Origin of the sequence: Acidimangrovimonas pyrenivorans (assembly GCF_042643245.1) — a bacterium.
Classification (GTDB): Bacteria; Pseudomonadota; Alphaproteobacteria; order Rhodobacterales; family Rhodobacteraceae; genus Acidimangrovimonas; species Acidimangrovimonas pyrenivorans.
Window position 1 is genome coordinate 18,894 of sequence record NZ_JBHRSK010000017.1, and the last position, 25,534, is coordinate 44,427.

General features: G+C 69.9%; 24 protein-coding genes. 13 read left to right on the forward strand and 11 right to left on the reverse strand.

Features of this window, described 5'->3' with window-relative positions; genetic code table 11:
• The first annotated feature begins 102 nt into the window (after positions 1-102).
• Complete coding sequence (locus tag ACFOES_RS18255; protein WP_377834807.1) at positions 103-270, forward strand: YdcH family protein; 168 nt, start codon at positions 103-105, stop codon at positions 268-270.
• A gap of 175 nt (positions 271-445) precedes the next feature.
• Here ACFOES_RS18255 and phbB read toward each other — a convergent pair whose 3' ends face one another.
• From phbB to ACFOES_RS18270, 3 genes are all read right to left on the reverse strand, one after another.
• Positions 446-1,168, reverse strand: coding sequence for an acetoacetyl-CoA reductase (phbB, locus tag ACFOES_RS18260; protein WP_377834808.1), 723 nt, complete (start codon positions 1,166-1,168; stop codon positions 446-448).
• 98 nt (positions 1,169-1,266) lie between these two features.
• A complete protein-coding gene (locus ACFOES_RS18265; RefSeq protein WP_377834809.1) occupies positions 1,267-2,442 on the reverse strand; it encodes an acetyl-CoA C-acetyltransferase in 1,176 nt (391 codons plus the stop codon).
• 184 nt (positions 2,443-2,626) lie between these two features.
• Positions 2,627-3,487, reverse strand: a complete 861-nt coding sequence (locus tag ACFOES_RS18270) for an EAL domain-containing protein (protein WP_377834810.1) — start codon at positions 3,485-3,487, stop codon at positions 2,627-2,629.
• A 137-nt stretch (positions 3,488-3,624) separates the two neighbouring features.
• Between ACFOES_RS18270 and ACFOES_RS18275 the strand changes: the two genes are divergently transcribed.
• Complete coding sequence (locus ACFOES_RS18275; protein WP_377834811.1) at positions 3,625-4,194, forward strand: DNA-3-methyladenine glycosylase I; 570 nt, start codon at positions 3,625-3,627, stop codon at positions 4,192-4,194.
• Between the two features lie 3 nt (positions 4,195-4,197).
• Here the strand turns inward: ACFOES_RS18275 and ACFOES_RS18280 are convergent, their stop codons facing one another.
• Positions 4,198-4,551 carry a hypothetical protein gene (locus ACFOES_RS18280; protein WP_377834812.1) on the reverse strand — a complete coding sequence of 118 codons (354 nt, stop codon included), beginning with the start codon at positions 4,549-4,551 and terminating at the stop codon, positions 4,198-4,200.
• A 214-nt stretch (positions 4,552-4,765) separates the two neighbouring features.
• Here ACFOES_RS18280 and ACFOES_RS18285 point away from each other — a divergent pair, with 214 nt between their 5' ends.
• Complete coding sequence (locus ACFOES_RS18285) at positions 4,766-5,782, forward strand: glutathione S-transferase family protein (protein ID WP_377834813.1); 1,017 nt, start codon at positions 4,766-4,768, stop codon at positions 5,780-5,782.
• Here the strand turns inward: ACFOES_RS18285 and ACFOES_RS18290 are convergent.
• Entirely contained in the window at positions 5,764-6,126 is a 363-nt protein-coding gene (locus ACFOES_RS18290) for a hypothetical protein (RefSeq protein ID WP_377834814.1), read from the reverse strand. The genes ACFOES_RS18285 and ACFOES_RS18290 overlap by 19 nt on opposite strands.
• 189 nt (positions 6,127-6,315) lie before the next feature.
• Between ACFOES_RS18290 and ACFOES_RS18295 the strand changes: the two genes are divergently transcribed.
• On the forward strand, positions 6,316-7,386 hold the full coding sequence (locus tag ACFOES_RS18295) for a bifunctional transcriptional activator/DNA repair enzyme AdaA (protein ID WP_377834815.1): 1,071 nt from the start codon (positions 6,316-6,318) through the stop codon (positions 7,384-7,386).
• Positions 7,387-7,585: 199 nt separating this feature from the next.
• Positions 7,586-8,755, forward strand: a complete 1,170-nt coding sequence (locus ACFOES_RS18300) for a lytic murein transglycosylase (protein WP_377834816.1) — start codon at positions 7,586-7,588, stop codon at positions 8,753-8,755.
• A gap of 9 nt (positions 8,756-8,764) precedes the next feature.
• Here the strand turns inward: ACFOES_RS18300 and ACFOES_RS18305 are convergent, their stop codons facing one another.
• Positions 8,765-12,220, reverse strand: coding sequence for a chromosome segregation SMC family protein (locus ACFOES_RS18305; protein WP_377834817.1), 3,456 nt, complete (start codon positions 12,218-12,220; stop codon positions 8,765-8,767).
• A gap of 267 nt (positions 12,221-12,487) precedes the next feature.
• Between ACFOES_RS18305 and ACFOES_RS18310 the strand changes: the two genes are divergently transcribed.
• The 4 genes from ACFOES_RS18310 to ACFOES_RS18325 all read left to right on the forward strand — a co-directional run bounded on the left by ACFOES_RS18310 (position 12,488) and on the right by ACFOES_RS18325 (position 14,667).
• On the forward strand, positions 12,488-12,865 hold the full coding sequence (locus ACFOES_RS18310) for a GFA family protein (RefSeq protein WP_377834818.1): 378 nt from the start codon (positions 12,488-12,490) through the stop codon (positions 12,863-12,865).
• Positions 12,862-13,329 carry a GNAT family N-acetyltransferase gene (locus ACFOES_RS18315; protein WP_377834819.1) on the forward strand — a complete coding sequence of 156 codons (468 nt, stop codon included), beginning with the start codon at positions 12,862-12,864 and terminating at the stop codon, positions 13,327-13,329. Before ACFOES_RS18310 ends, ACFOES_RS18315 begins: the two co-directional genes overlap by 4 nt.
• A 275-nt stretch (positions 13,330-13,604) precedes the next feature.
• Complete coding sequence (locus ACFOES_RS18320; protein ID WP_377834820.1) at positions 13,605-13,958, forward strand: CidA/LrgA family protein; 354 nt, start codon at positions 13,605-13,607, stop codon at positions 13,956-13,958.
• Positions 13,951-14,667: an LrgB family protein gene (locus ACFOES_RS18325; protein ID WP_377834821.1), complete on the forward strand. Its 717-nt coding sequence runs from the start codon at positions 13,951-13,953 to the stop codon at positions 14,665-14,667. The genes ACFOES_RS18320 and ACFOES_RS18325 overlap by 8 nt, the downstream gene beginning before the upstream one ends.
• Positions 14,668-14,861: 194 nt before the next feature.
• Here ACFOES_RS18325 and ACFOES_RS18330 read toward each other — a convergent pair whose 3' ends face one another.
• Positions 14,862-15,194 (reverse strand): hypothetical protein, encoded by a 333-nt coding sequence (locus tag ACFOES_RS18330; RefSeq protein WP_377834822.1) that lies wholly within the window; start codon positions 15,192-15,194, stop codon positions 14,862-14,864.
• Between the two features lies 1 nt (position 15,195).
• Positions 15,196-16,023, reverse strand: a complete 828-nt coding sequence (gene dapD / locus ACFOES_RS18335) for a 2,3,4,5-tetrahydropyridine-2,6-dicarboxylate N-succinyltransferase (RefSeq protein ID WP_377834823.1) — start codon at positions 16,021-16,023, stop codon at positions 15,196-15,198.
• 153 nt (positions 16,024-16,176) lie between these two features.
• Here dapD and ACFOES_RS18340 point away from each other — a divergent pair, with 153 nt between their 5' ends.
• Positions 16,177-17,004 (forward strand): LOG family protein, encoded by an 828-nt coding sequence (locus ACFOES_RS18340; protein WP_377834824.1) that lies wholly within the window; start codon positions 16,177-16,179, stop codon positions 17,002-17,004.
• A 315-nt stretch (positions 17,005-17,319) separates the two neighbouring features.
• On the opposite strand, the gene ACFOES_RS18345 is transcribed toward ACFOES_RS18340, so the two are convergent.
• Genes ACFOES_RS18345 through ACFOES_RS18355 form a run of 3 tightly spaced genes read right to left on the reverse strand, consistent with a single transcriptional unit; the run spans position 17,320 to position 19,364 of the window.
• Positions 17,320-18,534, reverse strand: coding sequence for a winged helix-turn-helix domain-containing protein (locus ACFOES_RS18345; RefSeq protein WP_377834825.1), 1,215 nt, complete (start codon positions 18,532-18,534; stop codon positions 17,320-17,322).
• A 34-nt stretch (positions 18,535-18,568) separates the two neighbouring features.
• Complete coding sequence (locus ACFOES_RS18350) at positions 18,569-19,195, reverse strand: SCO family protein (protein WP_377834826.1); 627 nt, start codon at positions 19,193-19,195, stop codon at positions 18,569-18,571.
• Complete coding sequence (locus tag ACFOES_RS18355) at positions 19,182-19,364, reverse strand: hypothetical protein (RefSeq protein WP_377834827.1); 183 nt, start codon at positions 19,362-19,364, stop codon at positions 19,182-19,184. The genes ACFOES_RS18350 and ACFOES_RS18355 overlap by 14 nt, the downstream gene beginning before the upstream one ends.
• 129 nt (positions 19,365-19,493) lie before the next feature.
• On the opposite strand from ACFOES_RS18355, the gene ACFOES_RS18360 reads away from it, so the two are divergent.
• From ACFOES_RS18360 to ACFOES_RS18370, 3 genes are all read left to right on the forward strand, one after another.
• On the forward strand, positions 19,494-20,333 hold the full coding sequence (locus ACFOES_RS18360) for a DUF6544 family protein (protein WP_377834828.1): 840 nt from the start codon (positions 19,494-19,496) through the stop codon (positions 20,331-20,333).
• 115 nt (positions 20,334-20,448) lie between these two features.
• Positions 20,449-23,964, forward strand: coding sequence for a DNA polymerase III subunit alpha (dnaE, locus tag ACFOES_RS18365; protein ID WP_377834829.1), 3,516 nt, complete (start codon positions 20,449-20,451; stop codon positions 23,962-23,964).
• 206 nt (positions 23,965-24,170) lie between these two features.
• On the forward strand, positions 24,171-25,181 hold the full coding sequence (locus ACFOES_RS18370; RefSeq protein WP_377834830.1) for a Hint domain-containing protein: 1,011 nt from the start codon (positions 24,171-24,173) through the stop codon (positions 25,179-25,181).
• Positions 25,182-25,534 lie beyond the last annotated feature (353 nt).

Sequence of the window (25,534 nt, forward strand, 5' to 3'; positions counted from 1 at the left end):
TGTCGACAGTCTGTGATGCGGCGCGAGCGCGCAGGGGAAGTGACACGACTCGCAAAGTGTGATGCTATTGTGACAAGCCATTTCCAAAAGAGGAGGAAGACCATGTCGATGACGTCTCACCTGCAGGAGCTTCGGCGCAAGCATCAGGTCCTCTCGGAGAAGGTGGAACAGGCGCAGCGAAACCCCGGCGCGGATGGTTTGACGATTGCGGAAATGAAGAAACAGAAGCTCAGGCTGAAAGAGGAAATCGCGCGGCTGAGCCACGCCTGACCGATCTGGCGCCGGCCGCTGCGGCAGCCGGCGTCCCCCTTGAGAGACGGATGCCGAGGAACGGGCACGGGGCCGCAAGGTCGCGCGCCCGTTTTGTTTTTCATGCGGCGCGCCAGGTCACGAAAACGCCCCGCCGGCCGGGCCGACGGGGCGCCGATCGCGGATCGGGGCCGGTTCAGACGAAGAACTGGCCGCCATTCGCGGTGATGGTCGAGCCGTTGATGAACTCGGCATCGTCGGAGGCGAGGAAGGTGACGCAGCGGGCGATCTCTTCCGGCTTGCCCAGGCGGCCGGTCGGGATCTGGGCGATGATCGCCTCGCGCACCTTTTCCGGCACCGCCATCACCATGTCGGTGGCGATGTAGCCCGGGCAGATCGCGTTGGCGGTGATGCCGAAACGGGCGCCTTCCTGGGCCAGCGACTTGGTGACGCCCAGGTCGCCGGCCTTCGAGGCGGCATAGTTGACCTGGCCGAACTGGCCCTTCTGACCGTTGATCGACGAGATGGTGATGACGCGGCCGAACTTGCGCTCGCGCATGCCGGGCCAGACCGGGTGGGTCATGTTGAACACGCCCGATAGGTTGGTGTCGATCACCTCTTTCCACTGCTGAGGCGTCATCTTGTGGAACGGCGCGTCGCGGGTGATGCCGGCATTGTTGACCAGAACCTCGATCGGCCCCAGCGCGGCCTCGACCTTCTTCGTGCCCTCGGCGCAGGCGTCGTAGTCGGCCACCGACCATTTGAAGGTGGGGATCCCGGTCTCTTCGGTGAACTTGGCCGCGGCCTCGTCATTGCCGGCATAGTTCGCGGCCACGGTGTAGCCGGCCTCTTTCAGCGCGATGGAAATCGCCGCGCCGATCCCGCGGGTGCCGCCGGTGACGAGAGCTGTTCTGGACATGATGCCTCCGTAAGATGAAATGCCTTTGAAACGGTGTTATCGAAACAAACTCCGGCGCGCAATTAAGTTGCGCGCCGGATTCTTCAAAATCTGGCTACTCAGGGGCGTTCGAGACACATGGCCACACCCATGCCGCCGCCGATGCACAGCGTGGCAAGGCCCTTCTTGGCGTCGCGGCGCTTCATCTCGAACAGCAGGGTGTTGAGGATGCGGCAGCCTGAGGCGCCGATCGGGTGGCCGATGGCGATGGCACCGCCGTTGACGTTCACGATCGCGGGATCCCAGCCCATGTCGCTGTTCACGGCCAGGGCCTGGGCGGCGAAGGCCTCGTTGGCCTCGACCAGGTCGAGGTCGGCCACTTTCCAGCCGGCCTTTTCCAGCGCCTTGCGGCTGGACGGGATCGGGCCGGTGCCCATGATCGCCGGATCGACACCGGCGGTGGCGTAGCTGGCAATCCGCGCCAGCGGCTCGAGGCCGCGCTTCTCGGCCTCCTCGGCGCTCATCAGCAGCACCGCGGCGGCCCCGTCATTGATGCCCGAGGCATTGGCGGCGGTGACCGTGCCGTCCTTGGTGAAGGCCGGGCGCAGTTTCTGCATCGCTTCGAGCGTCGCGCCGTGGCGAATGTATTCGTCGGCATCGACCACGGTCTCGCCCTTGCGGGTCTTGACGGTGAAGGGCGTGATCTCGTCGGCGAACTTGCCGGCCTTCTGGGCGGCCTCGGCCTTGTTCTGGCTGGCGACGGCGAATTCGTCCTGCATCTCGCGGCTGAGCTGCCACTTGGCGGCGACGTTCTCGGCGGTCTGGCCCATGTGGTAGCCGTTGAAGGCGTCCCAGAGGCCATCGCGGATCATCGAATCGATGAACTTCATGTCGCCCATCTTCTGGCCGGCGCGCAGATGCGCGACGTGGGGGCTCAGGCTCATGCTCTCCTGGCCGCCGGCGGCGACGATGGCGGCATCGCCCAGGGCGATGTGCTGGGCGCCGAGGGCGACGGCGCGCAGGCCCGAGCCGCAGACCTGGTTGATGCCCCAGGCGGCGCTTTCGATCGGCAGGCCGGCATTGATGTGGGCCTGGCGGGCCGGGTTCTGGCCCTGGCCGGCGCTGAGCACCTGGCCGAGGATGGTTTCGGAGACCTCGCCCTTCTCGATGCCGGCGCGGGCGACGATCGCTTCGAGCACGGCAGCGCCGAGGTCATGGGCCGGGGTATTGGCGAACGCGCCACTGAAGCTGCCGACGGCGGTGCGCGCGGCCGAGACGATTACGACATTGGTCATGTTGGGTCCTCTCCCTTACCACTCAGCAGTGCGGGCCGTCCTCGGGCAGGCGGACCCACGCCGCTCTGCAGCATGACCTAAGCGCTCATTGCTGCAAAGGCAAACAAAACACGCGCGCGGCCCCGTTATGTGGCGCGCGCGGGCGGGAGCATGCGACGCGCGCGGGCGGGAAACGGCTCATCGGCTACGCCGCTGCGGGAGGGGCGGGCGGCACGGGCCCGCCCCGTCCCGGCGGCCGCGGCGTCGGCGCGCCGAACAGGTAGCCCTGCAGGCAATCGACGCCCAACCCGCTCAGGTAGTCGGCGTCGCGCATGTCCTCGACATATTCGGCGACGGTGAACATGTCGAAATGGCGAGCGATCGAGACCATCGCCCTTGTCAGCACCTGGTTGTCCGGGTCGCGATGGATGCCGCGGATGAACTGGCCGTCGATCTTGAGCACGTCGAAATAGAAGGCGCGGAAATGCGAGATGGCGGTGAAACCGGCGCCGAAATCGTCGATCGCGAAGGCGATGCCGCGGCGCTGAAGCCCGTCCATGAACAGCACGACGCTGTCGCGGTGGCGCAGGGCCGAGGTTTCGGTGATCTCGATGATCAGCCGCTCGGCCAGCGTCGGGTCGCGGTCGACCGCGCGGGTCAGGCTGCGCGACCAGCGCGGATAGCCGATGGTCCGCGCCGACATGTTCACCGCCAGCCGCAGTGCCGGATCGGCGGCCAGGGCGGCCAGGCCGAGTTCGAGCGCCAGGCAGTCGAGGATGCGGCCCATCTCGCTGCGCTCCGCCACCTCGATGAAGCGGGCGGCGGGAATCACCTGGCCGGCATCGTCGAGCAGCCGGATCAGCCCCTCGCAGAAGGCCAGCCGCCCGGTGTCGCGCGTCATCACCACCGGCTGGTAGGCCAGCAGCACCCGCCCGCCGTCCAGCGCCCGGCGCACCATCGCCAGGGTCTCCTCCGCCGCCGGCCCCGTGACCGTCGCACCGGTGCGGGGCGGCCCCTCCGCGTCGTCGTCGGGCAAGGCGGTGCCCGGATATGCTGCCAAGTGCATGTGCCCCTCCGCTTCCGTCGCGGACAGGGTGGCGGAAGGGGCGTAAACAAAAGGTGAATATTCGCATTTTGTTCCAGCCGTGCTAAGCTGCGGCACGACCGGATAACCGGCTGACGAACAAGGGAAAGAACGGAGATATGGGCGAGCGTTGCGGCTGGTGCGGGCAGGATCCGCTCTATGTGGCCTATCACGACGAGGAATGGGGCGTGCCGGAATATGACGGCCGCGCGCTGTGGGAGAAGCTGATTCTCGACGGTTTCCAGGCCGGCCTGTCCTGGATCACCATCCTGCGCAAGCGCCCGGCCTTCCGCGCCGCCTTCGAGGGCTTCGACCCGAACCTGATCGCGGGCTGGGGCGAGGACGAGGTCGCGCGGCTGCTGAACGATCCCGGTATCGTGCGCTCGCGGTCGAAGATCGAGGCGACGATCGGCAATGCCCGCGCCTGGCAGGCGATCGAGGCGCGCGAAGGGTTCAGCAATTTCCTCTGGGACCGCGTCGGTGGCAAGCCGATCCAGAACCAGCCGCAGACGCTGGCCGATGTCCCGGCCCAGACCGAACTGTCGCAACGCATCTCGAAGGACCTGAAGACGGCGGGCTTCCGCTTCTGCGGCCCGGTCATCACCTATGCCTTCATGCAGGCCACGGGCATGGTCAACGACCACCTGGTGACCTGCCCGGCGCATGACCGGGTGGCGGCGCTGGGATAGCGGTCAGCGTCGGGGCAGCAGGCCGGCGGGGGCGTTCTCGTCGCGGTCGAAATCGACCGGCGCGCGGTCGAGCGTCGCCGTCGCGCGCTTGAAGTCGCAGACCACCTCGCCCTCCGATTCGGCCGAGGCGACGATCAGGCACTGGTAGATGTGGCGGCCGCCGTCATAGATGTCGACCAGCCCGCGCAGCTGCTGCGGCGCATTGCCGGCGTCGAGCGCGAAGCCATCCTGCCAGAAGCGCAGAATCGGGAAGATCTCGCCGCCGACATGGACCCGCAGCCGCGACCGGCGGCGCTGTTCACGTTTGCGTGCCATCGCGAGCCCCTCGCGGACTTCCTGCGGCAGATGTTCGAGCATGGCAGCACTCCTTCCCTGCCGCCAAGTCTGCCCTGAGGTTGGAAAAAAGCAACCCGGCTCGCAGCGCGCCGCAGCGCCCGGCCGCGGGGTGACGCGCCCGGGCAACGCCTGCCGCTGTGCAGCGATGCAGGGGAGCTGCGCTTTGGGACAGCTTTTCATCTCCGCCGGGGCGGCATAGGTCCCCTGCCGGACAGCAACGATTGCGGAGAATGGCATGGGCCAGCTGGTCAGCGGCGCGTGGAGCGAAGCGTGGTACGACACCTCGAAGAGCGGCGGCGCCTTCGTGCGCTCGACGGCGGGATTCCGCAACTGGATCACCGCCGATGGCCGGCCCGGGCCCAGCGGCGCCGGCGGGTTCAGGGCCGAATCGGGCCGCTACCATCTCTATGTCTCCTATGCCTGCCCCTGGGCCCATCGCACGCTGATCTTCCGGGCGCTGAAGGGGCTCGGAGAGATCATCGGCCTGTCGGTGGTCCATCCCGACATGCTGAGCGACGGCTGGAGCTTCGCCACCGACTTCCCCGGCACCACCGGCGACCGGCTCTACGGCCTGCCGTTCCTGCGCGACCTCTACACCCGCGCCGTGCCCGACGTCTCGGGCCGGGTGACGGTGCCGGTGCTGTGGGACCGCAAGACCGAGACCATCGTCTCGAACGAATCGTCCGAGATCATCCGCATGTTCAACGCGGCCTTCGACGGGCTAACCGGCAACCGCGCCGATTTCTGGCCCGAGGACCTGCGCGCGGCGATCGAGCCGGTGAACGCGCGCATCTATGACGGGCTCAACAACGGCGTCTACCGCGCCGGTTTCGCCACCAGCCAGGCGGCCTATGACGCGGCGGCCGAGCAGGTCTTCGCCACGCTGGACTGGCTCGAGGACCGGCTGGCCGCCAATCGCTACCTGATGGGCGACCGGGTCACCGAGGCCGACTGGCGCCTGTTCACCACGCTGATCCGCTTCGACGCGGTCTATCACGGTCATTTCAAGTGCAACCGGCGGCGGTTGGTCGATTATCCCAACCTCTGGGCCTACACGCGCGAGCTCTACCAGTGGCCCGGCATCTCGGCGACGGTGCAGATGAACCATATCGTGCGCCACTACTACTACAGCCACGACAGCATCAACCCGCACCGGATCATCCCGCTGGGGCCCGAGCTCGACTTGGCCGCGCCGCATGGCCGCAATGCGCTGCGCAGCGAGATCCGGCAGGCTCAGCCCGCGCTGGCGTAATGGGAGACCATCGCGGCCAGGTCGGCGGGCGCGGTGTCGGCCGGGAGGAAGGCGCAGGCATTGGCGGCATGGGCGAAGATCGAACCGTCGGCGAACAGCCCCCTGCCGGTGACGAAGATCACCCTGGCGTCGGGCTGGCGGTAATGGGCGAAATCGGCCACCGCCAATGCGCCGCCGCCGGCGAGGTCGAGGTTGAGGACGATCAGCCGCACGTCCACCGTCTTGAGCGTCGCCACCGCCGCCGCCTGCGTCGCCACCAGCCTCACCGTCTGTCCCTCGGCCTCGACATGGCGCTGCCAGCAGGGGCCGCGCTCCGGGTCGCTCTCGACGATCAGAATGGACATGGACAGCTCGGACGGCAGGCGGAAGCGGGCTATAGTTAACACATACAGGAAATCGCGCCGGGCGGCGACGGATTTTGCCCCGCGGGAAGGATCGCCCTGGGCGCCCGGCGCTGCGCCCGGCATTGCACCCGGAAAATCCGCGCCCGATTTCCGACGGACAAGCGGGGCAGCGGGCGCTATTGCTGGAACATGCTGTTTGCCCTGCCTTCCGACGACACCCTCTATGCCGCCCTGCTGGCGCGCGATCCGGCCTATGACGGGCGCGCCTTCGTCGGCGTCTCCTCGACCGGCATCTTCTGCCGGCTGACCTGCCCGGCGCGCAAGCCCAGGCGCGAGAATTGCCGTTTCTTCGAAACCGCCGCCGCCTGCATCGAGGCCGGTTTCCGGCCCTGCAAGCGATGCCACCCGCTCGGCGCCGAGGCCGAGGCCGACCCGGCGATCCAGCGTCTGCTACCGGCGCTGCGGGACGATCCCGGCCGGCGCTGGTCCGAGGCCGGGATCGCCGCGATGGGGCTCGATCCCTCGACCGTGCGGCGCAGCTTCAAGCGCCATTTCGGCATCACCTTCCTCGAGATGGCGCGCCAGGCGCGGCTGGCCGGCAGCGTCCGGATGCTGGGCCGGGGCGGCAAGGTGATCGAAGCCCAGCTCGAGGCCGGCTTCGAGTCTCCCAGCGCCTTCCGCGCCGCCTTCGCCCGGCTGCTCGGCGTCGCCCCTGGGGCCTTCACCGGGCGCGAGCTGTTGCGGGCCGACTGGATCGAGACGCCGCTGGGGCCGATGATCGCCGTCTCCGATGCCCAGGCGCTGCACCTGCTGGAATTCGTCGGCCGCAAGGCCCTGCCGGCCGAGCTGCAGCGGCTGCGCGCGGCGGTGAAGGGCGAGCTGGGCATCGGCCGCCACGCCCCGACCGACCGGATCGAGGCCGAGCTGGAGGCCTATTTCGCCGGCCGCTCGGCACGGTTCGAGACGCCGCTGGTGTTCCATGGCAGCCCCTTCACCCGCGAGGTCTGGCACGCATTGCGCCAGATCCCGGCGGGCGAGACCCGCAGCTATTCCGAACTCGCCCGCGCCCTCGGCCGCCCCGACGCCGCCCGCGCCGTCGCCCGCGCCAACGGCGCCAACCAGATCGCCCTGGTCGTGCCCTGCCATCGCGTCATCGGCGCCGACGGATCGCTGACCGGCTATGGCGGCGGGCTGTGGCGCAAGCAGCGGCTGATCGAATTCGAGCGGGCCCATGCCGCGCCAGGCGCCGCGGCCGGGTGAGGAGCGGCAAGGCCGGGGGCGCTGCCCCCGGGCCCCCGGGATATTTGCATGAAGATGAAAGGGGGAGCGGCGCGCCCTCTGTCCTTTCACCTGAGGGAAAATATCCCGGGGGGCAGGGGGCAGAGCCCCCGATCAGCTCGGCGATTGAACTTGGGGATTGCCCTGCTAGTCTGTCGGCGCGACCAGACCGGAGACCGCCATGCGCCTGCCCGCCGCTCTTGCCCTCTCTCTTCTCGCCGCCGCTCCTGCCGGTGCCGCACCTTGCGGCGGCAGTTTCGCCGGTTTCCTGAAAACCATGCAGGCCGAGGCAGTGGCGGCGGGGCATGACCCGGCGGCGGCGGCGCGGTTCTTCGGCGGGGCGCGGCAGGACCAGAAGGTGCTGCGCGCCGACCGGGCGCAGGGCGTGTTCCGCAAGACCTTCATCGACTTCTCGCGCGCGCTGATCAGCCAGAACCGCCTCGTCAACGGCCGCCGCAACGCCAAGAAATACGCCGGCGTCTTCGCCCGGGCACAGCGCGATTACGGCGTCTCGCGCGGGATCCTGCTGGCCTTCTGGGCCTTCGAGACCGATTACGGCGCGGTCCAGGGCGATCACAACACCCGCAACGCGCTGCTCACCCTCGCCCATGACTGCCGCCGGCCGCAGATCTTCCAGCCCCAGGTCATGGCGGCGCTGAAGCTCTACGAGCTGGGCGAGTTCGACCTCAACACCACCGGCGCCTGGGCGGGCGAGATCGGCATGGTCCAGATGCTGCCCCGGGACATCCTCGAGCGCGGCGTCGATGGCGACGGCGACGGCAAGGTGACGCTGAAGACCTCGGCGCCCGACGCGATCCTGTCCGCCGCCCATACCCTGTCGATGCTGGGCTGGCTGCCGAACCAGCCGTGGTTGCAGCAGGTCGTGGTGCCGGCGGGGCTGGATTGGGCCAAGACCGGGCTGGGGACGGAACTGACCGTGGCCGACTGGGCGCGGATGGGGGTGCGTGCCCGCAACGGCAAGCTGCCCAAGGGCACCCTTCCGGCCTCGGTGCTGCTGCCGCAGGGGCGCAAGGGGCCGGCCTTCATGGTCTTCCCCAATTACCGGGTGCTGTTCGAGTGGAACAAGAGCTTCGTCTACGTCACCACGGCGGCCTATTTCGCCACCCGGCTGGAGGGCGCGCCGCCCTATGACGCCGGCCATCCCGATCCACAGCTGTCGCTGGCCCAGATGAAGGACCTGCAGCGCAAGCTGGCGGCGCGGGGCCACGATGTCGGCAAGGTCGACGGCATCCTCGGTGCCAAGACCCGCGCGGCGGTGCAGAAAGAGCAGGAACGGCTCGGCCTGCCGGCCGATGCCTGGCCGACGGCGGGGCTGCTGAACCGGCTCTGACCCCGGCGCTCACGCCACCAGTTGCTCGGCCTTCTTGAGATCGACGCTGACCAGCTGGCTCACGCCCTGTTCCTGCATCGTCACGCCGAACAGCCGGTCCATCCGGCTCATCGTCACCGCGTGGTGGGTGATGACCAGGAAGCGGGTCTCGGTCTGGCGCGTCATCTCGTCGAGCATGTCGCAGAAGCGGGTGACGTTGGCGTCGTCGAGCGGGGCGTCGACCTCGTCGAGGACGCAGATCGGCGCCGGGTTGGCGAGGAAGACGGCGAAGATCAGCGCCATCGCCGTCAGCGTCTGCTCGCCGCCCGAGAGCAGCGACAGGGTCGACAGCTTCTTGCCCGGCGGCTGGCACATGATCTCGAGCCCGGCCTCGAGCGGGTCGTCGCTCTCGACCAGCACCAGATTGGCCTCGCCGCCGCCGAAGAGATGGGTGAAGAGCATGCGGAAGTTGCTGTTGACCTGTTCGAACGCGGTCAGCAGCCGCTCGCGCCCCTCGCGGTTCAGCCCGGCGATGCCCGAGCGCAGCTTCTTGATCGCCTCTTCCAGGTCCGTCTTCTCGGTGGCCAGCGTGTCATGCTCCTCCTGCACCTCGCGGGCATCCTCCTCGGCGCGCAGGTTGACAGCGCCGAGGGAGTCGCGCTGGCGCTTGAGCCGGCCGACCTCGACCTCGAGCGCCTCGGCATTGGGCATCCTGTCGGGATCGGTCTCGAGGCTGTCGAGCAGCGCCTGCGGCGTCATCTCGGTTTCCTCCTCGATGCGCTCGGCGGCCAGCGCCACCGTCTCGCGGGCGGCGTCGGCGCGGGCCTCGGCACGGGCACGGGCCTCGCGCGCCTCGCCGGCGGTGCGTTCGGTCTCGCGCTCGGCCTCCTGGGCGGCGCGCAGCGTGGTCTCGGCCTCGGCCAGCGCGTCGGCGGCGGCGCGCCGGCGGTCCTCGGCGGCGTCGATCGCCTCGCCCAGCTCCTCGCGCTTGGCGGCGATCTCCTCGGGCGCGGCGGCGGCCTCTTCCAGTTCCTCCTCGCTTTCCGCCTTGCGCTCGGCCAGTTCCTGGCTGCGCTTCTCGGCGGTCTCGAGCCGGTGGCGCCAGCCCGAGATCTCCTTGGTGATCTCCTGCCGGCGGCGGACCCGGGCCTCGCCCTCGCGGCGCAGCTCGTCATGGCCCGAGCGGCGGGTCAGCATCGTCATCCGCGCCGCCTCGACCGTCATCTTGACGTCCTCGATCCCGGCCCGGGCGGCGTCGAGATCGGGCAGGGCGGCCAGCGCGGCCTCGGCCTCGCGCAGGGTCTTGCGCGCCGCCATCGCCTCTTCCTCGTAACGGGCGACGGCCAGCCGGGCGGATTCGAGCTTGCCGCCGGCGATCGAGCGGTCGGCCTCGGCCCGCGACAGTGCCCGGTTGGCCTCGGTGACGCGGGCATCGGCGGCGCGCCGTGCCTCGCGCGCGGCCTGGTCGGCACGGGCCAGCTCGGCCAGCTGCTGCTGCAGCAGCTCATGCGCCTGCTGCGCTCCGGCGGCACGGGCGGACACTTCTTCCAGATCGCGCTTCAGCGCCACCAGCCGGTTGAGCTGCTGCAACCGCAGCGCGGCGGCCGAGGGCGCGTCCTCGGCCCCGGCGCGGAAGCCGTCCCAGCGCCACAGGTCGCCCTCGCGGCTGACCAGGCGCTGGCCGGGCAGCAGCTGCGCTTGCAGAGCGGCGCCCTGATCGCGGCTCACCAGCCCGATCTGGGCGATCCGGCGGCGCAGCACCTCGGGCACGTTGACATGGGCGGCCAGCGGATAAACCCCGGCCGGCAGCGGCTGGGTGTCGTCGTAATCCGGTAGCCCGGCCCAGCCCGAGGCGCCGTCGCCGTCCAGCTCGGGCGCGCGCAGGTCGTCGGCCAGCGCCGCCCCCAGCGCCGGCTCGTAGCCCGGTTCGACCTCGACCCGGTCGAGCAGCTGGCTGCCGGCCTGGGCCTCGCGCTCGACCAGCTTGGCCAAGGCCGCGACCTCGGCCCGCAGCGCGCTGGCCTCGCCCTCGGCCTCCGAGCGCAGCGCCCGGGCATCGGCCTCGCGTCCCTGCGCCTCGCCGCGCGCCGCCTCGGTCTCCTCGAGCTGGGCCTCGGCTTCCTCGGCCGCCTCCGTGGCCTCTGCCTGTGCCTCCTCGGCGCCGGCAAAATCCTCCGCCGCCTTGTCCAGCGCGGCGCTGGCGGCCTCGGCCGCCTCGCGCGCCTTCACCGCCTCGGCCTCGTTCTTCTCGACCGTGGTCCTGGCATCCGACAGCAGGCGCTGGGCCGACTGGTGCCGGGCCGCCAGCCGGGCGACATCCTCGGTCCGCTCGGCCAGCGTCTCCTCCCGCTCGGACAGCACCGAGGCCGCCTCGCGCGCGGCCTCGGCCGCCTCGGCGATCTTGTCCTCGTGGCCCTCATGCGCCTTGGCGAGCTGGTCCTGCTCCCATTCCAGCCGCTCGATGGTCTCGCCGGCATCGTGGTTGAGGCCGGCCTCGCGCTCCATGTCGCGGGTCAGCTGGGCGATGCGGTTCTTCAGCGTCTCGATTTGCTGCAGCGCCCGCGCTTCCTGGTCGTTGAGCGCGTCGCGCTGCACCGTCAGGCGCTGGAGCACGGCGGCGGCGATCGCCTCCTCCTCGCGCCGCGGCGGCAGCCGGTCCTCGTGCTCGGCCCGCGCCTTGGCCGCGGCCCGCGCCGCCTGCTCGGCCTGCGCTGCCGCCGTGGTCCGCGCCGTCAGATCCTCCTCGGCGCCGCGCCGCCCCTCGTCGGCCTCGCGCCAGCGGCGATAGAGCAGCTGCCCCTCGGCCTTGCGCAACTCCTCGCCGATCTGGCGGTAGCGCGCCGCCTGTCGCGCCTGCCGCGCCAGGGTCGCGATCTGGGAGGCAAGCTGTTCGACCACGTCCTCGACCCGGGCGAGGTTGGTCTCGGTCGCCGACAGTCGCAGCTCGGCCTCGTGCCGGCGCTGGTAGAGGCCCGAGATCCCGGCCGCCTCCTCGAGAATGCGGCGCCGGTTCTTCGGCTTGGCGTTGATCAGTTCGGCGATCTGGCCTTGCCGCACCAGCGCCGGGCTGTGGGCCCCGGTCGAGGCGTCGGCGAACAGCATCTGGACGTCGCGGGCGCGGACGTCCTTGGTGTTCGCCTTGTAGGCCGAGCCGGCATCGCGGGTGATCCGGCGCACGATCTCGAGCACGTCCTGATCGTTGAACCCGGCCGGCGCCAGCCGCTCGGAATTGTCGATCGACAGGCTGACCTCGGCGAAGTTCCGGGCCGGGCGCGAGGCGGCGCCGGCGAAGATCACATCCTCCATGCCGCCGCCGCGCATCGCGGTCGGCCGGTTCTCGCCCATCACCCAGCGCAGCGCCTCGAGCAGGTTGGACTTGCCGCAGCCATTCGGCCCGACGACGCCGGTCAGCCCCTCGGCGATCACCAGGTCGGTGGGATCGACGAAGCTCTTGAAACCGTTCAGGCGCAGCCGGGTGAAGCGCAAGGGGCGTCCTTTCCCATGATTCCCGTATGGTCCGTCATGGTCCCGAGCCGCGCCGGAGCTGTCAACCGGGAACCCCACGATCTGGCTGGATGGGCAGGGTTATCCACAACATCTTGGAAATGCTGCGGTTGCGAAGCGCGTTTATCTTGACCTTCTGCGCTGCGGCATCACAATTGTGCACCTGTTCTTGGGAGGTGGGATGGCGCTCACTCGGGCGACAGCGGGTCTGCGCGCGATGCGCAGACGATGGCATCGGCGGAGCCCGCGATGACAGGCGGGCACTGCCTCTGCGGCGCCGTGCGCTTCGAATTCGACGGCGCCCCGCTCTGGCAGGCCCATTGCCATTGCGAGAGCTGCCGGCGCAACTGTTCGGCCCCCTTCACCTCGTTCCTCGGCGTCGCCGACGGCAGCTGGCGCTGGACCGGGGCGGCGCCGGCCGCCTATGCCTCCTCGCCCGGGGTCGCGCGGATGTTCTGCCCGACCTGCGGCACGCCGATGGCCTTCCGCTCCGAACGCTGGCCGGACGAGATCCATTTCTACGCCGCCAGCCTCGACGATCCCGCCGCCTATGCCGCCACCCGGCATGTCCACTGGGACGAACACCTGCCCTGGGTCCATCTCTGCGACGGATTGGAGCGGGCATGAAACCGATCCGCGCCACCGATCCCTATGACTGGCCGGCGCTCTTGCGCCTGATCCAGACCAGCTTCGCCTATATGGAGGGGCGGATCGACCCGCCCTCGTCGATGCACCGGCTGACCGTCGACGACATCGCCCAGCAGGCCGAGATCGGCGAGGTCTGGGTCATCGAGGAGGCGGATCACCCCGTGGCCTGCGTCTTCCTGACCCCGCGCAAGGACGCGCTCTATCTTGGCAAGCTGGCGGTCGAGGCGGGCTATCGCGGTCGCGGCCTCGCCCGGAAACTGGTCGAGACCGCCCAGTCCCGCGCCCGCGCCCTCGGCCTGCCGTTGCTCGAACTGCAGTCGCGCATCGAGCTGGTCGAGAACCACGCCGCCTTCGCCTCGATGGGCTTCACCCTCGCCGACGAGACGGCGCATCCGGGCTACGATCGCCCGACCTCGCTGACCTTCCGCAAGACGCTGCATTAGGCGATCCGATAGCGCGCCTGCGGCGCAAGTCATTTGTTTGCGCTGCGCGCGTGGGGGCGCTGCCCCCGTCACCTGCGGTGACTCCCCCGGGATATTTTCGCTCAGGTGAAAGCACGAGGCGGCACTGTGTTTCACCTTTGCCGAAATACTCCGGGGGAGTCGCCCCCGGGCGACGGGGGCAGCGCCCCCGGCAACGGCAGGGCCGGGCGCGGCTTCGATCTTGGCGCGTTGCGGGGGCGCGGCTAGGCTGGCCGAAACCGTTCAGGAGCGCCGCGATGATCCCAGCCCTTACCGTGATCCTGCTGTGTCAGCTTGCCGGCGAGGTGGCGGCGCGGGCGCTTGGCCTGCCTCTGCCCGGGCCGGTGATCGGCATGGCGCTGCTGCTGGCGGCGCTGGTGCTGTCGCCGCGGCTGGTGGCGCGGGTGCGACCGGTGGCGCAGGGCATCCTGGGCAACCTGTCGCTGCTCTTCGTGCCGGCCGGGGTCGGCGTCGTCGGCCATCTGGGCGTGCTGACCCGCGAAGGGCCGGCGCTGTTGGTCGCGCTGGTGCTGTCGACGGTGCTGGCGATCGCGGTCGGGGCTCTGGTCTTCGCCGCGGTGGCGCGGCTGGTGGGAGAGGGCGATGGCTGATTTCACCGAGATCTGGAGCTACCTCTCCCAAGGCCCGCTGCTGTGGCTGACGGCGACGCTGGTCGCCTACGGTATCGGCGAGGCGGCGTCGCGCGCGGCGGGGCGGTCGCCGCTGGTCAATGCGGTGCTGATCGCCGTGATCCTGCTGGCGGCGGTGCTGTGGAGCACGGCCACGCCCTATGCGACCTATTTCGCCGGCGCCCAGTTCGTCCATTTCCTGCTCGGCCCGGCGACGGTCGCCCTGGCGGTGCCGCTGCAGGCCAACCTGCACCATGTCCGGCGCGCGGCGCTGCCGATCCTGGCGGCGCTGGTCGCCGGCTCGCTGACGGCGGTGGGCTCGGCGCTGGCGATCGCCTGGGCGCTGGGCATCCGCGGCGAGGTGCTGATCTCGCTGGCGCCGAAATCGGCGACGGCGCCGGTGGCGCTGGGGATCTCGCAGGCGATCGGCGGGTCGCCGACGCTGACCGCCGTGCTGGTGATCCTGACCGGGATCACCGGCGCCATCGTCGCGACGCCGCTGCTCAACCTGCTGCGGCTGAAGGACTGGCGGGCACGGGGCTTCGCCGTCGGTGTCGCCGCGCATGGCATCGGCACGGCGCGGGCCTTCCAGGTGCACGAGACCGCCGGCGCCTTCGCCGGGCTGGGCATGGGCATGAACGCGGTGCTGACCGCACTGATCGCGCCGCTGGTGGTGCGGCTGTTCCTGTAGCGGGGAAGGAGGCGAGGGCGGCGCACGACCCCGGGGGGCGCTCGCAGCGGCTGTATTGCTGGAACGTCGCACCGCAAGCCCAACGCTCGGTCCGCTTGATTGAGCGGAAATAGCGCCCTCCCGTCGTGCTGGAAGCACGCCTGTGGCGTGCCGCCGGGCGATAGGAGAGGGGTTCGGCCGCTAAGCGGAAAGCGTCAGTCGTAGAACGGCGTCACCTGGGCGACGACGACCGAGTTCTCGGCCAGCGCCCGGTCCATCAGCGCCACTTCCTCGGCGCCGATCTCCTCGCCGCCGGCCCGGCGCTCGGCCAGCGTGCCGTAGCCGGTGACGTCGAGCGGCGCCATCTCGGCCGTCTTCAGCAGCGCCACCGTCTCGCGCACCGCCTCGGCCTCGTCGACGCCGGAGGCATAGCAGAGCAGCCCCGCGCCGGTGGCCTTGGCGGGCAGGCCGTCGCCGCTGGAGCGGCCGACCTCGACCAGCAGGGTATAGACCTGCTGCGGGCGTTTCTCGCGCGGGGCCTCGGCCATCTCAGTCGCGCAGCAGGTCGTTGATCGAGGTCTTCGACCGGGTCTGGGCGTCGACCCGCTTGACGATCACCGCGCAGTAGAGGTTGACGCCGTTCTTCGACGGCATCGAGCCCGAGACGACGACCGAGCCGGCCGGAACCTCGCCATACATCACCTCGCCGGTCTCGCGGTCGACGATCTTGGTCGACTGGCCGATGAACACGCCCATGCCCAGCACCGAGCCCTCGCGGACGATGACGCCCTCGACGACCTCGGAGCGGGCGCCGATGAAGCAGTTGTCCTCGATGATGGTCGGGCCGGCCTGCATCGGTTCCAGCACGCCGCCGATGCCGACGCCGCCCGACAGGTGGACGTTCTTGCCGATCTGGGCGCAGGAGCCGACGGTGGCCCAGGTGTCGACCATCGTGCCCTCGTCGACATAGGCGCCGAGATTGACGAAGGAGGGCATCAGCACCACGCCGGGGGCGATATAGGCCGATTTGCGGACGATGCAGTTGGGCACTGCGCGGAAGCCGGCGGCCTTCCAGTGGTTGTCGCCCCAGCCGGCGAACTTGCTGTCGACCTTGTCCCACCAGCTGCCGCCCTGCGGCCCGCCATGCTGCTGCGCCATGTCCTTGAGCCGGAAGCCCAGCAGCACCGCCTTCTTGGCCCATTGGTTGACGTGCCAGCTGCCGTCCTCCTGGCGTTCGGCGACCCGCAGGCGGCCCGAATCCAGCGCCTCGAGCGTCGCGCCGATCGCCTCGCGCGCCTCGCCCTTGGTGGCCGGGCTGATCGTGTCGCGCACCTCCCAGGCGGCTTCGATGGCGGCTTCCAGTGCAGCGTTCGACATGATTTCCCCTCCGGTGCGGATCTGGCCCGACTGATGCTGGCCCCAATGTTGTCTGGCCCTGTCGAGGCGAAGCCTATAGACGAGGCGAACGGCCCGCGCAATGCGACGCATCGGGCCCGGATCGCGACGCAGCCGGCCCCAGGGAGGGTATCCATGACCGACGACCACCGTATCAGCCGCTTTCCCGACGCCGGCGAGGATATCCGCCGCGCCCGAGTGGTGCCCGACACGCCGCAGGCGCGTTCGCCCAGCTACCGGCTTGCCTATGCCGATACAGATTTCATGCTGCGCGACGAGATGCGGCCGGTGCGGCTGCAGCTCGAATTGCAGAAGGCCGAGCTGGAGCTGTCTCAGCGCGGCATCGAATCGACCGTGATCCTGTTCGGCAGCGCCCGGATACCGGCGACCGAGGACGCGGGGTCGGTCAGGACGCCCGGTCTGGCCGATCTCGCCCGCTATTACGACGAGGCGCGGCGCTTCGCGATGCTGGTGACGCAACGGTCGCTGGAACATGCCTGCTGCGAATTCGTCATCGCCACCGGCGGCGGGCCGGGGATCATGGAGGCGGGCAACCGCGGCGCGCACGAGGCCGGCGGGCTGTCGGTCGGGCTCAACATCGTGCTGCCGCACGAGCAAGTGCCGAACCGCTACGTCACGCCCGAGCTGACCTTCAGCTTCCACTATTTCGCCATCCGCAAGATGCATTTCCTGATGCGCGCCCGGGCCGTCGCGGTCTTCCCCGGCGGTTTCGGCACGCTCGACGAGCTGTTCGAATCCATCACCCTGATTCAGACCCGGCGGATGCAGCGGGTGCCGCTGATCCTGTTCGGCCGGCAATTCTGGGAGCGGATCGTCGACTGGCAGGGACTGGTCGAGGTCGGGACGATCTCGGCCGACGAGCTCGAACTGATCACATTCGTCGAGACCGCCGACGAGGCGCTGGCCGTCATGGATGCCTGGAACGACGGCAGGGGCTGCTAGGGGCGAGCCTTCTGGTTCGAAGGCGGGGCTGGCCCGGCCATGTGGAGCGAAGCGGCGGCTTGCACGATGCGCAACTCCGCCCGGTGCGCGCGGGAACCGCGCAGGGCGAGCGCCTGCCCGTCGTCACGCCGGAGGCGTGCCTGGGGCACGACGCGGGCTGGCGCTGTTGGGGCCGCGCGCAACGTTCAGAGTTGGGAGGGAAGTGGCTGGCATAAAGCGCGCAGTTCGACGGTTACGAGCGCCACCCCACGGGCAGGCGCACGCCCTGCGCTCGTCGTAGCTACGCGCGATGTTCGGGAAAGGGCCCCAGCCCCTTCACCCCTCCAACGTCTCGCGCAACCATCCGTCCTCGAACGTCACCCGGCCGACGCCGGCCAACCGCGCCATCCGGTCGAGCTCGGCCTCCAGCCGCTGCACGCGCCCACGGCCCATCTTCACCCCGACCTCGGGCCAAAACGCCCGCACCCGCAGCAGATCCGCGTCGCGCCAGGCCTTCATGTCGATGCGGCCGACCAGCTGGTCACCCTCGAGCACCGGGAAGACGTAGTAGCCGTAGACCCGCTTGGCCTCGGGCACGAAGACCTCGATGCGGTAGCGGAAACCGAACAGCCGCTCGGCGCGCTTGCGGTCGCGCAGGGCCGGGTCGAAGGGGCTGAGGATGCGCAGCCGGCCGGTCGGTTCCGGGGCCGCGGCGGCCTGTTCCAGCACGTCGGGCCGGGCGACGCAGCGCCGCGGCCTGCCGTCGGCGCCCTCCACGACCAGCTCGACGATCTCGCCCCGCTGCAACGCCGCCGCGCACCAGTCGCGGGCCTCGGCCGGGGTGACGGTTTCGAAGAAGGCGGCGATCTCGCCCGAGGTGGCGAAGCCGAGCCGGTCGAGCGCGGCATTGCAGGCCCAGTCGACGGTTTCCTCCGGGTCCGGCTCGGGGCCGAGGTGATGCGGCGGCAGCACCCGCTCGGCCAGGTCGTAGAGCTTGCGGAAGCCCTCGCGCCTTGTCACCGCCAGCGCGCCGGTGCGCCAGAGATATTCCAGCGCGGTCTTCGACGGATGCCAGTCCCACCAGCCGCCCGAGCCGCGCGTCTCGCCCTCGCCGACATCGGTCGAGGAGACCGGCCCCTGCGCCGCGATCCGCTCGAGCACCTCGTCGAACTTCTCTTCGAAACCGTCGCGCTGCCAGCCCTTCCAGCGTGCGACCAGCCGCTCCCGGTCGCGCGCGAAGCGCAGCTTCCAATGGGGGTAGAAGGCGGCCGGGATGACCGAGGCGTCATGGGTCCAGTGCTCGAACAGCTGGCGGTCGCGTTCCAGCAGCGGGCGCAGATGCGCGGCGCGGTAGCTCGGGCGTCGGGCGAACAGGATCATGTCATGGGCGCGGGCGACGGTGTTGATGCTGTCGACCTGGACGAAGCCCAGCCGCTCGATCAGCGCCAGCAGGTCGGCGCCCTTGGACGGGCCGGCCGGCGGCTCGGCCAGCGCGTGGCGGTCGAGGAACAGCCGGCGGGCGGCGGGGTTGGACAGGATCGGTGCGCTCATGGCCCAGGGATAGCAGGCCCCGGCAAGGCGTCAATCAGGCCGGTTCCTTCGCCAGCCGGGTCATGTCGGCGGCGACGCCGGCGATATCGGCGCTGCCGTCGTAGAATTTCGGGATCATCAGCCGTGCCTTGCCCTTGCGGTCGAAGACGTAGATCGAGGGGCCGTGCAGCACCCGGTAGGGCTGGGTCGCCGTCGCCGGCATCACCTTGTAGGTCACCCGGTAGCGTCGGGCGAGGCTGGCCAGCTGGTTGTCGGTGCCGCGCAGCGCGTCGACGCGGGGATCGAAGGTGTCGGCGAACTGCTTCAACACCGGCAGCGTGTCGCGGCTGGGATCGACGGTGACGAACAGCGCCGCGACGTCGCGCCCGGCCGCGCCCATCTTCGACAGCACCTCGACCACGTTGGCCATGGTCAGCGGGCAGACGTCCTCGCAATTGGTGAAGCCGAAGAACAGCATCACCGGCCGGCCAAGGTAGTCGGCCTGGGTGACGGGCTTGCCGTCATCGGCGCGGGTCATGGCGAAGGACAGGTCGGGCAGGGCGCCCTGGACCTGGACCGAGTGCCATTTCCCGCCCTCCCTGCAGCCGCCCAGCAGCGCCAGCGCCGCGCCGCCGCCGATCAGCGCCGCCGCGCCGCGCCGGGTCAGATCAGTAGCCGCCATGCGTCACCAGGATGGCCACGCCGAAGGCGGCGACCAGCATCACCAGCGCGCCGCCGACCAGCAGCAGGGCCAGCGTCTTGTTGGCGCCGCTGGCGCGGGCGCGCTGCTCCTCGGCGGTGACGGGGATGTCCTCGTCCGGGGTCTCCGTGGTCTGGGGCTCTGTCGTCATCTCGGCCTTTCCGGGTTGGCCCCAAGTCGTAGCGGCCCGGCGCCGCCCTGCCAAGCCTGCCGACCGGTCGTTTCGCCACGGCGGGGTTTGCCTGTCGCGCGGATTGCGGCAGGATCGGCGCACATTTTCGTGAACGATCTCGGGGACGGGGCGGTGATGCGCATTCTCTGGCTTGGTCTGATCGGGGCGGTGGCGGTGGCCGGCGCGGGGCAATTCATGCTGGCCAAGGCCTTCCGCGACAAGGCGGCGGCGCTGGCGGCAGAGCTGCGTGGCGCCCCGGTGGCCGGGGCGAGGCCGGACCTGCCGCCGGCGGTCGCCGCCTTCGCCCGCCGCGCCGGGGCGCAGCCGGGCGCCCGCGCTGCCGTCCTCGAACAGAGCGCCGAACTGCGGCTCAAGCAGGGCGGCGGTTTCTCGGCGACGACCGCGCGCCAGACTGTCGCGCTGGCCGTGCCGGGCTTCGTCTGGGATGCGCGGCAGGGGTTCGGGCCGCTGACCGTGGTGCGGGTGATCGACAGCTATGTCGACGGCAGGGGGCTGCTCGAGGCGCGGCTCTTCGGCTCGATCCGGGTGGCGCGGGCGGCGGACGCGTCCGTGTCGCTGGCCGAAGCCTATCGCTACCTCGCCGAACTGCCCTGGGCGCCCGACGCCATCCTCGGCAACCCGGCGGTGGCCTGGCGGATGCTGGCGGACGGCCGGGCCGAGGCGGCGCTGGATACCCCGGCAGGGCGGGCGGCGGTGATCTTTGCCTTCGACGCCGCCGGCGACATCGTCGCGATGGAGGCGCGCGACCGGCCGGCCCAGGACGCGGCGGGCAAGGCAGCGCGCTACGACTGGCGGGCGCGGTTCTGGGATTACGGCCCCGTCGGCCCCCGCCGCCTGCCGCGCCAGGGCGAGGTCGGCTATGTCCATCCCGAGGGCTTTGAGACCTATTTCAAGGGCCGGATCACCGGCTATACGCTGGTTGAATAGGTCGCAGGCCGCTGCCCCCGTCCTGGTGGGCGGAACCGGGCCGCCGCGCCATTTGTGCCGCCGCCACCGCCGACCGCTCTTCCCCCTGCCGGCCGTTCCGCACTAGGATCGGGGCATGACCGCTCCCCGATTCATCCATCTCCGCGTCCACACCGAATACTCGCTGCTCGAAGGCGCGGTGCCGGTGAAGAAGCTGATCAAGATGTGCGCCGCCGCCAAGATGCCGGCCGTCGCCGTCACCGACACCAACAACATGTTCTGCGGGCTGGAATTCTCGACCATCGCCGGCGATGCCGGGCTGCAGCCGATCATCGGCTGCCAGGTCGATGTCACCTACGACCCCGCCCAGCCGGGCGAGCGGCCGCGGCTGCCGGCGCCGGTGGTGCTGCTGGCGCAGTCCGAGGCCGGCTACGGCAACCTGATGAAGCTCAGCACCTGCCTCTATGTCGATGCCGGCGGGGAGCTGCCGCAGGTCACGGTCGACGAGTTGGCGCAGCATTCCGAAGGGCTGATCTGCCTGTCGGGCGGGCCCGAGGGGCCGGTGGGCAAGCTGTTGCAGGCCGGCCAGCGGCCCCGCGCCGAGGCGCTGATGAAGCGGCTGGCCGAGATCTATCCCGACCGGCTCTATGTCGAGCTCCAGCGCCACCCGGGCGAGGGCGGCAAGCCGACCGAGGCCGAGCGCGCGACCGAGCGCGGCCATGTCGAGATGGCCTATGCCATGGACCTGCCGCTGGTCGCCACCAACGACGTCTATTTCCCGAAACCCGACATGTACGAGGCGCATGACGCGCTGATCTGCATCGCCGAGGGCGCCTATGTCGACCAGCAGGAGCCGCGCCGGCGGCTGACGCCGCAGCACTACTTCAAGTCCGAGGCCGAGATGGCGACCCTGTTCGCCGATCTGCCCGAGGCGATCGAGAATACGGTCGAGATCGCCAGACGCTGCGCCTTCAAGGTGCCCAAGCTGGCGCCGATCCTGCCGAAATTCGCCGATGACGAGGTCGAGGAACTGCGCCGCCAGGCCTGGGAGGGCTTGGAGGCCCGGCTCAAGGTCATTCCCCATGCCGTGCCGGTCGAGAAATACCAGGAACGGCTGAAATTCGAGCTCGGCATCATCGAGCAGATGGGCTTCCCGGGCTACTTCCTGATCGTTGCCGACTTCATCAAATGGGGCAAGGAGCACGACATCCCGGTCGGCCCCGGCCGGGGCTCGGGTGCCGGTTCGCTGGTCGCCTACGCGCTGACCATCACCGACCTCGACCCGATGCGCTACAGCCTGCTGTTCGAGCGTTTCCTCAACCCCGAACGGGTGTCGATGCCCGACTTCGACATCGACTTCTGCATGGACCGCCGCGAAGAGGTGATCCGCTACGTGCAGGAGAAATACGGCCGCGAGAAGGTGGGCCAGATCATCACCTTCGGCGCGCTGCTGTCCAAGGCGGCGGTGCGCGATATCGGCCGGGTGCTGCAGATGCCCTATGGTCAGGTCGACCGCCTGTCCAAGATGATCCCGGTCGAGGGGGTCAAGCCGGTCAGCATCGAAAAGGCGCTGGCCGACGAGCCCCGGCTGCGCGAAGCAGCCCGGGCCGAGGAGGTGGTCGACCGGCTCCTGAAATACGGCCAGCAGGTCGAGGGCCTGCTGCGCAACGCCTCGACCCACGCCGCGGGCGTGGTGATCGGCGACCGGCCGCTGGACCAGCTGGTGCCGCTCTACCAGGACCCGCGCTCGGACATGCCGGCGACCCAGTTCAACATGAAATGGGTGGAATCGGCCGGCCTGGTGAAGTTCGACTTTCTCGGCCTCAAGACGCTGACGGTGATCCAGAACGCCGTCGACCTGATCCGCGGTGGCGGGCGGCACCTGCATGTCGCCGCCGACGGCACCCAGCTCTACCAGCCGCCCGAGGGCGCGGTGGACATGATCAACGCCATCCCGCTCGACGACAAGGCGACCTATGACCTCTATGCCAGCGCCAAGACGGTGGCGGTGTTCCAGGTCGAAAGCTCGGGCATGATGGACGCGCTGCGGCGGATGAAGCCGACCTGCATCGAGGATATCGTCGCCCTCGTCGCGCTCTACCGTCCCGGCCCGATGGAGAACATCCCGACCTATTGCGAGGTCAAGAACGGGCTCAAGGAGATCACCTCGATCCACCCGCTGATCGACCATATCCTGGAAGAGACCCAGGGCATCATCGTCTACCAGGAGCAGGTGATGCAGATCGCCCAGGTGATGGCGGGCTACAGCCTCGGCGGCGCCGACCTGCTGCGCCGCGCCATGGGCAAGAAGATCAAGGAGGCGATGGACGCCGAGCGGCCGAAATTCGTCGAGGGCGCCAAGAAGAACGGTGTCGACGCCAAGAAGGCCACCGAGGTCTTCGACCTGCTGGAGAAATTCGCCAATTACGGTTTCAACAAGTCGCACGCCGCCGCCTATGCCGTGGTCAGCTACCAGACGGCATGGCTGAAGGCGAACCACCCGGTCGAGTTCATGGCCGGGGTGATGAACTGCGATATGCACCTCACCGACAAGCTGTCGATCTATGCCGAGGAGGTCCGGCGCGGGCTGAAGATCGCCATCGTGCCGCCCTGCGTCAACCGCTCGCTGGCGACCTTCTCGGTCAAGGACGGCGCCGTGGTCTACGCGCTGGGCGCGCTCAAGAATGTCGGCGTCGAGGCGATGCGGCTGATCGTCGAGGCGCGGCAGGCCGAGGGTGGCGACAAGCCCTTCGTCACGCTTTACGACTTCGCCCGCCGGGTCGACCTCAAGCGGATCGGCAAGCGGCCGCTCGAGATGCTGGCCCGGGCCGGCGCCTTCGACCAGCTCGACCCCAACCGCCGCCGGGTGTTCGACAGCCTCGACGCCCTGAGCGCCTATTCGGCGGCGATCCACGAGCAGAAGGCGTCGAACCAGGTTTCGCTCTTCGGCGAGGCGGGCGAGGACCTGCCCGAGCCGCGGCTGGCGAAATGCAACGACTGGCTGCCCGACGAGCGGCTGAACCAGGAGCATCTGGCGATCGGCTTCTACCTGTCGGGCCATCCGCTGGACGATTTCGCCCCCGCGCTCAAGCGCAAGAAGCTGCCGACGCTGGCCGAGCTGCAGGTCCAGGCCGAGGAGCGTGGCGGCGCCGTCGGCCGTGTCGGGGTGCTGGTCTCGGCCCTGCAGGAGCGCAAGTCGGCCAAGGGCACGCGGTTCTTCCGCATGAACATCTCGGACCCGACCGGCCAGGTCGCCGGCATCGCTTTGTTCCCCGAGGATTTCGACGCCTGCCGCAAGGTCTTCGACCAGACCAACCAGGTGGTGATGGCGCTCGAGGCGCGGTTCAACGAGGGCCAGTTCGATCCGGTCGGCCGCTCGGTCACGCCGCTGGAGCGGACCATCGCCGATGCCGGGGCGGCCGGGCTGCGCATCCATATCGGCGCGCCCGAGGCGGCGGCCTCGGTCGCCTCGCTGCTGGAACGGATGGGCGGCGCGGCGGGCCGGGCGCGCGGGCCGATCACCTTCTGCGTCGCCGACCCGGACTCGGGCCGCGAGGTCGATATCTCGGCCGGCGACGGCTTCCCGGTCTCGCCCCAGATCCGCAGCGCGATCAAGTCGCTCGACGGCGTGGTGCTGGTCGAGGAAATCTAGGGCGGACCGGGGGCGGACCGGTGGCGGATTGGGCGGCCTTCCGCGTCGCGGTCAGGGATTGTTTCTGAATCGCAGCGTATTGGCCGCGATTCCATTCCATGTTACCGTCGCGACAACAAAAACGAATAACCGGGCAGTCGGACGGGCAGGCAGGCATGAAGACGGGCTATCGCGGCACGTTTGTCATTTCATGGACACAGACCGAGGTGGACGGCGTGCACGCCGCGCCGCTCAAGCTGCTGGGCGCCGGGGCGAGCTGGTCCTGGCGCGGCCGGGCCTTGCGGGTCGACGGGCCGCAGGGGCTGATGCGTCTGGAGGGCGATGCCGAAACCGCGGCGCTGCGACGGCGGGCGGCGCGGATGGCGCGGCGGCTGAGCGGCGCGGCGATGGCGCCGCAACAGCGCCCGGCGGTCGAGCCCGCCGAGATCCCGCCGACCGACGGCTTCGTCGTCACCGACGGCTATGCCGCCTACGAGGCGACGGTGATCGCGGCCCCCGAGGACGGCTCCCGGCTGCTGGTCTTCAGCGGAGAGATGCCGCCCGTGGACCGGGAGCTCTGGGTGGTGCGTTCGACGCTGGTCGCACCGCCTTGCGAACCGGCCGAACCCGAGCGTGCCGGGGTGATCTGCTTCACGCCGGGCACGCTGATCGCCACCCCGCTGGGCGCCCGCCGGATCGAGTCGCTGCGCCCGGGCGAACGGGTGCTGACCAAGGATAACGGCCCCCAGCCGGTGCTGTGGACCGGGCATCGGCGGTTCAGCGGTGCGCGGCTCTTCGCCCTGCCGCATCTGCGGCCGATCCGTTTCCGGGCCGGCGCGCTGGGCCTGGGCCGGCCCGAGGACGAGCTGCTGGTCTCGCCCCAGCACCGGATGCTGGTCCAGGGCGCGGCGGCGCGGGCGCTGTTCAACACCGACGAGGTGCTGGTCGCGGCCGAGGACCTGGTCGACGGCCGGGCGGTGACGGTGGACGCTCTCCTGCCCCAGGTCACCTATGTCCACGTCCTGCTCGAGCGGCACGAGATCGTCTGGGCCAACGGGCTCGAGACCGAGAGCTTCCATCCCTCGAACACCTCGCTGCAGACCATCGACCCGGCGCAGCGCGCGGCGCTGTTCGCCGCCTTGCCCGAGCTGGCCACGGACCCGGAAGGCTATGGCAGTCATGCCCGACGCAACCTGTCGCGGCCGGAGGCGGCGATCCTGCGCCACGACGCGGCGTGAGGCATTGGGCGGGGCAGGGGGCTGTCTTCCCCCTCTTCGCGCCGGGACGCGAATTCACCCCCGAGGATATCTGTGCCCAGAAGACTTGGTAGGGGCGCCGCCAGAGCGGCATCGACAAAGCGGCGTTGACTCCGGGGCGCGGGGCTGTATAAGCCGCCCGTCCGGGTGCATTGTGTCCGGCATTCATTTGGTGTTGGGGGCCCCCGCAAGGGGATGCCTGTCGCCCTTCGGGGAGAGGACAACGCCCTTCTGTTCCGGGTTGGCCGGAACCGGGGACCGCAACGGTGAGGCGGAGCGTCGCAGGACGATCCGAGACCTGAAAAGTGGGAACCGGTTTTCGGACAAGTCGAGGA

Excerpts from the sequence above, each read along its gene's own strand:
- ACFOES_RS18310 (WP_377834818.1), top strand. The coding sequence starts at position 12,488 with ATGACAGGCGGGCACTGCCTCTGCGGCGCCGTGCGCTTCGAATTCGAC.
- dapD (WP_377834823.1), bottom strand. The coding sequence starts at position 16,023 with ATGTCGAACGCTGCACTGGAAGCCGCCATCGAAGCCGCCTGGGAGGTG.
- ACFOES_RS18290 (WP_377834814.1), bottom strand. The coding sequence starts at position 6,126 with ATGTCCATTCTGATCGTCGAGAGCGACCCGGAGCGCGGCCCCTGCTGG.
- ACFOES_RS18320 (WP_377834820.1), top strand. The coding sequence starts at position 13,605 with ATGATCCCAGCCCTTACCGTGATCCTGCTGTGTCAGCTTGCCGGCGAG.
- ACFOES_RS18345 (WP_377834825.1), bottom strand. The coding sequence starts at position 18,534 with ATGAGCGCACCGATCCTGTCCAACCCCGCCGCCCGCCGGCTGTTCCTC.
- ACFOES_RS18285 (WP_377834813.1), top strand. The coding sequence starts at position 4,766 with ATGGGCCAGCTGGTCAGCGGCGCGTGGAGCGAAGCGTGGTACGACACC.
- phbB (WP_377834808.1), bottom strand. The coding sequence starts at position 1,168 with ATGTCCAGAACAGCTCTCGTCACCGGCGGCACCCGCGGGATCGGCGCG.
- ACFOES_RS18355 (WP_377834827.1), bottom strand. The coding sequence starts at position 19,364 with ATGACGACAGAGCCCCAGACCACGGAGACCCCGGACGAGGACATCCCC.
- ACFOES_RS18295 (WP_377834815.1), top strand. The coding sequence starts at position 6,316 with ATGCTGTTTGCCCTGCCTTCCGACGACACCCTCTATGCCGCCCTGCTG.
- ACFOES_RS18270 (WP_377834810.1), bottom strand. The coding sequence starts at position 3,487 with ATGCACTTGGCAGCATATCCGGGCACCGCCTTGCCCGACGACGACGCG.
- ACFOES_RS18315 (WP_377834819.1), top strand. The coding sequence starts at position 12,862 with ATGAAACCGATCCGCGCCACCGATCCCTATGACTGGCCGGCGCTCTTG.
- ACFOES_RS18280 (WP_377834812.1), bottom strand. The coding sequence starts at position 4,551 with ATGCTCGAACATCTGCCGCAGGAAGTCCGCGAGGGGCTCGCGATGGCA.
- ACFOES_RS18350 (WP_377834826.1), bottom strand. The coding sequence starts at position 19,195 with ATGGCGGCTACTGATCTGACCCGGCGCGGCGCGGCGGCGCTGATCGGC.
- ACFOES_RS18265 (WP_377834809.1), bottom strand. The coding sequence starts at position 2,442 with ATGACCAATGTCGTAATCGTCTCGGCCGCGCGCACCGCCGTCGGCAGC.
- ACFOES_RS18330 (WP_377834822.1), bottom strand. The coding sequence starts at position 15,194 with ATGGCCGAGGCCCCGCGCGAGAAACGCCCGCAGCAGGTCTATACCCTG.
- ACFOES_RS18340 (WP_377834824.1), top strand. The coding sequence starts at position 16,177 with ATGACCGACGACCACCGTATCAGCCGCTTTCCCGACGCCGGCGAGGAT.
- ACFOES_RS18255 (WP_377834807.1), top strand. The coding sequence starts at position 103 with ATGTCGATGACGTCTCACCTGCAGGAGCTTCGGCGCAAGCATCAGGTC.
- dnaE (WP_377834829.1), top strand. The coding sequence starts at position 20,449 with ATGACCGCTCCCCGATTCATCCATCTCCGCGTCCACACCGAATACTCG.
- ACFOES_RS18300 (WP_377834816.1), top strand. The coding sequence starts at position 7,586 with ATGCGCCTGCCCGCCGCTCTTGCCCTCTCTCTTCTCGCCGCCGCTCCT.
- ACFOES_RS18275 (WP_377834811.1), top strand. The coding sequence starts at position 3,625 with ATGGGCGAGCGTTGCGGCTGGTGCGGGCAGGATCCGCTCTATGTGGCC.
- ACFOES_RS18325 (WP_377834821.1), top strand. The coding sequence starts at position 13,951 with ATGGCTGATTTCACCGAGATCTGGAGCTACCTCTCCCAAGGCCCGCTG.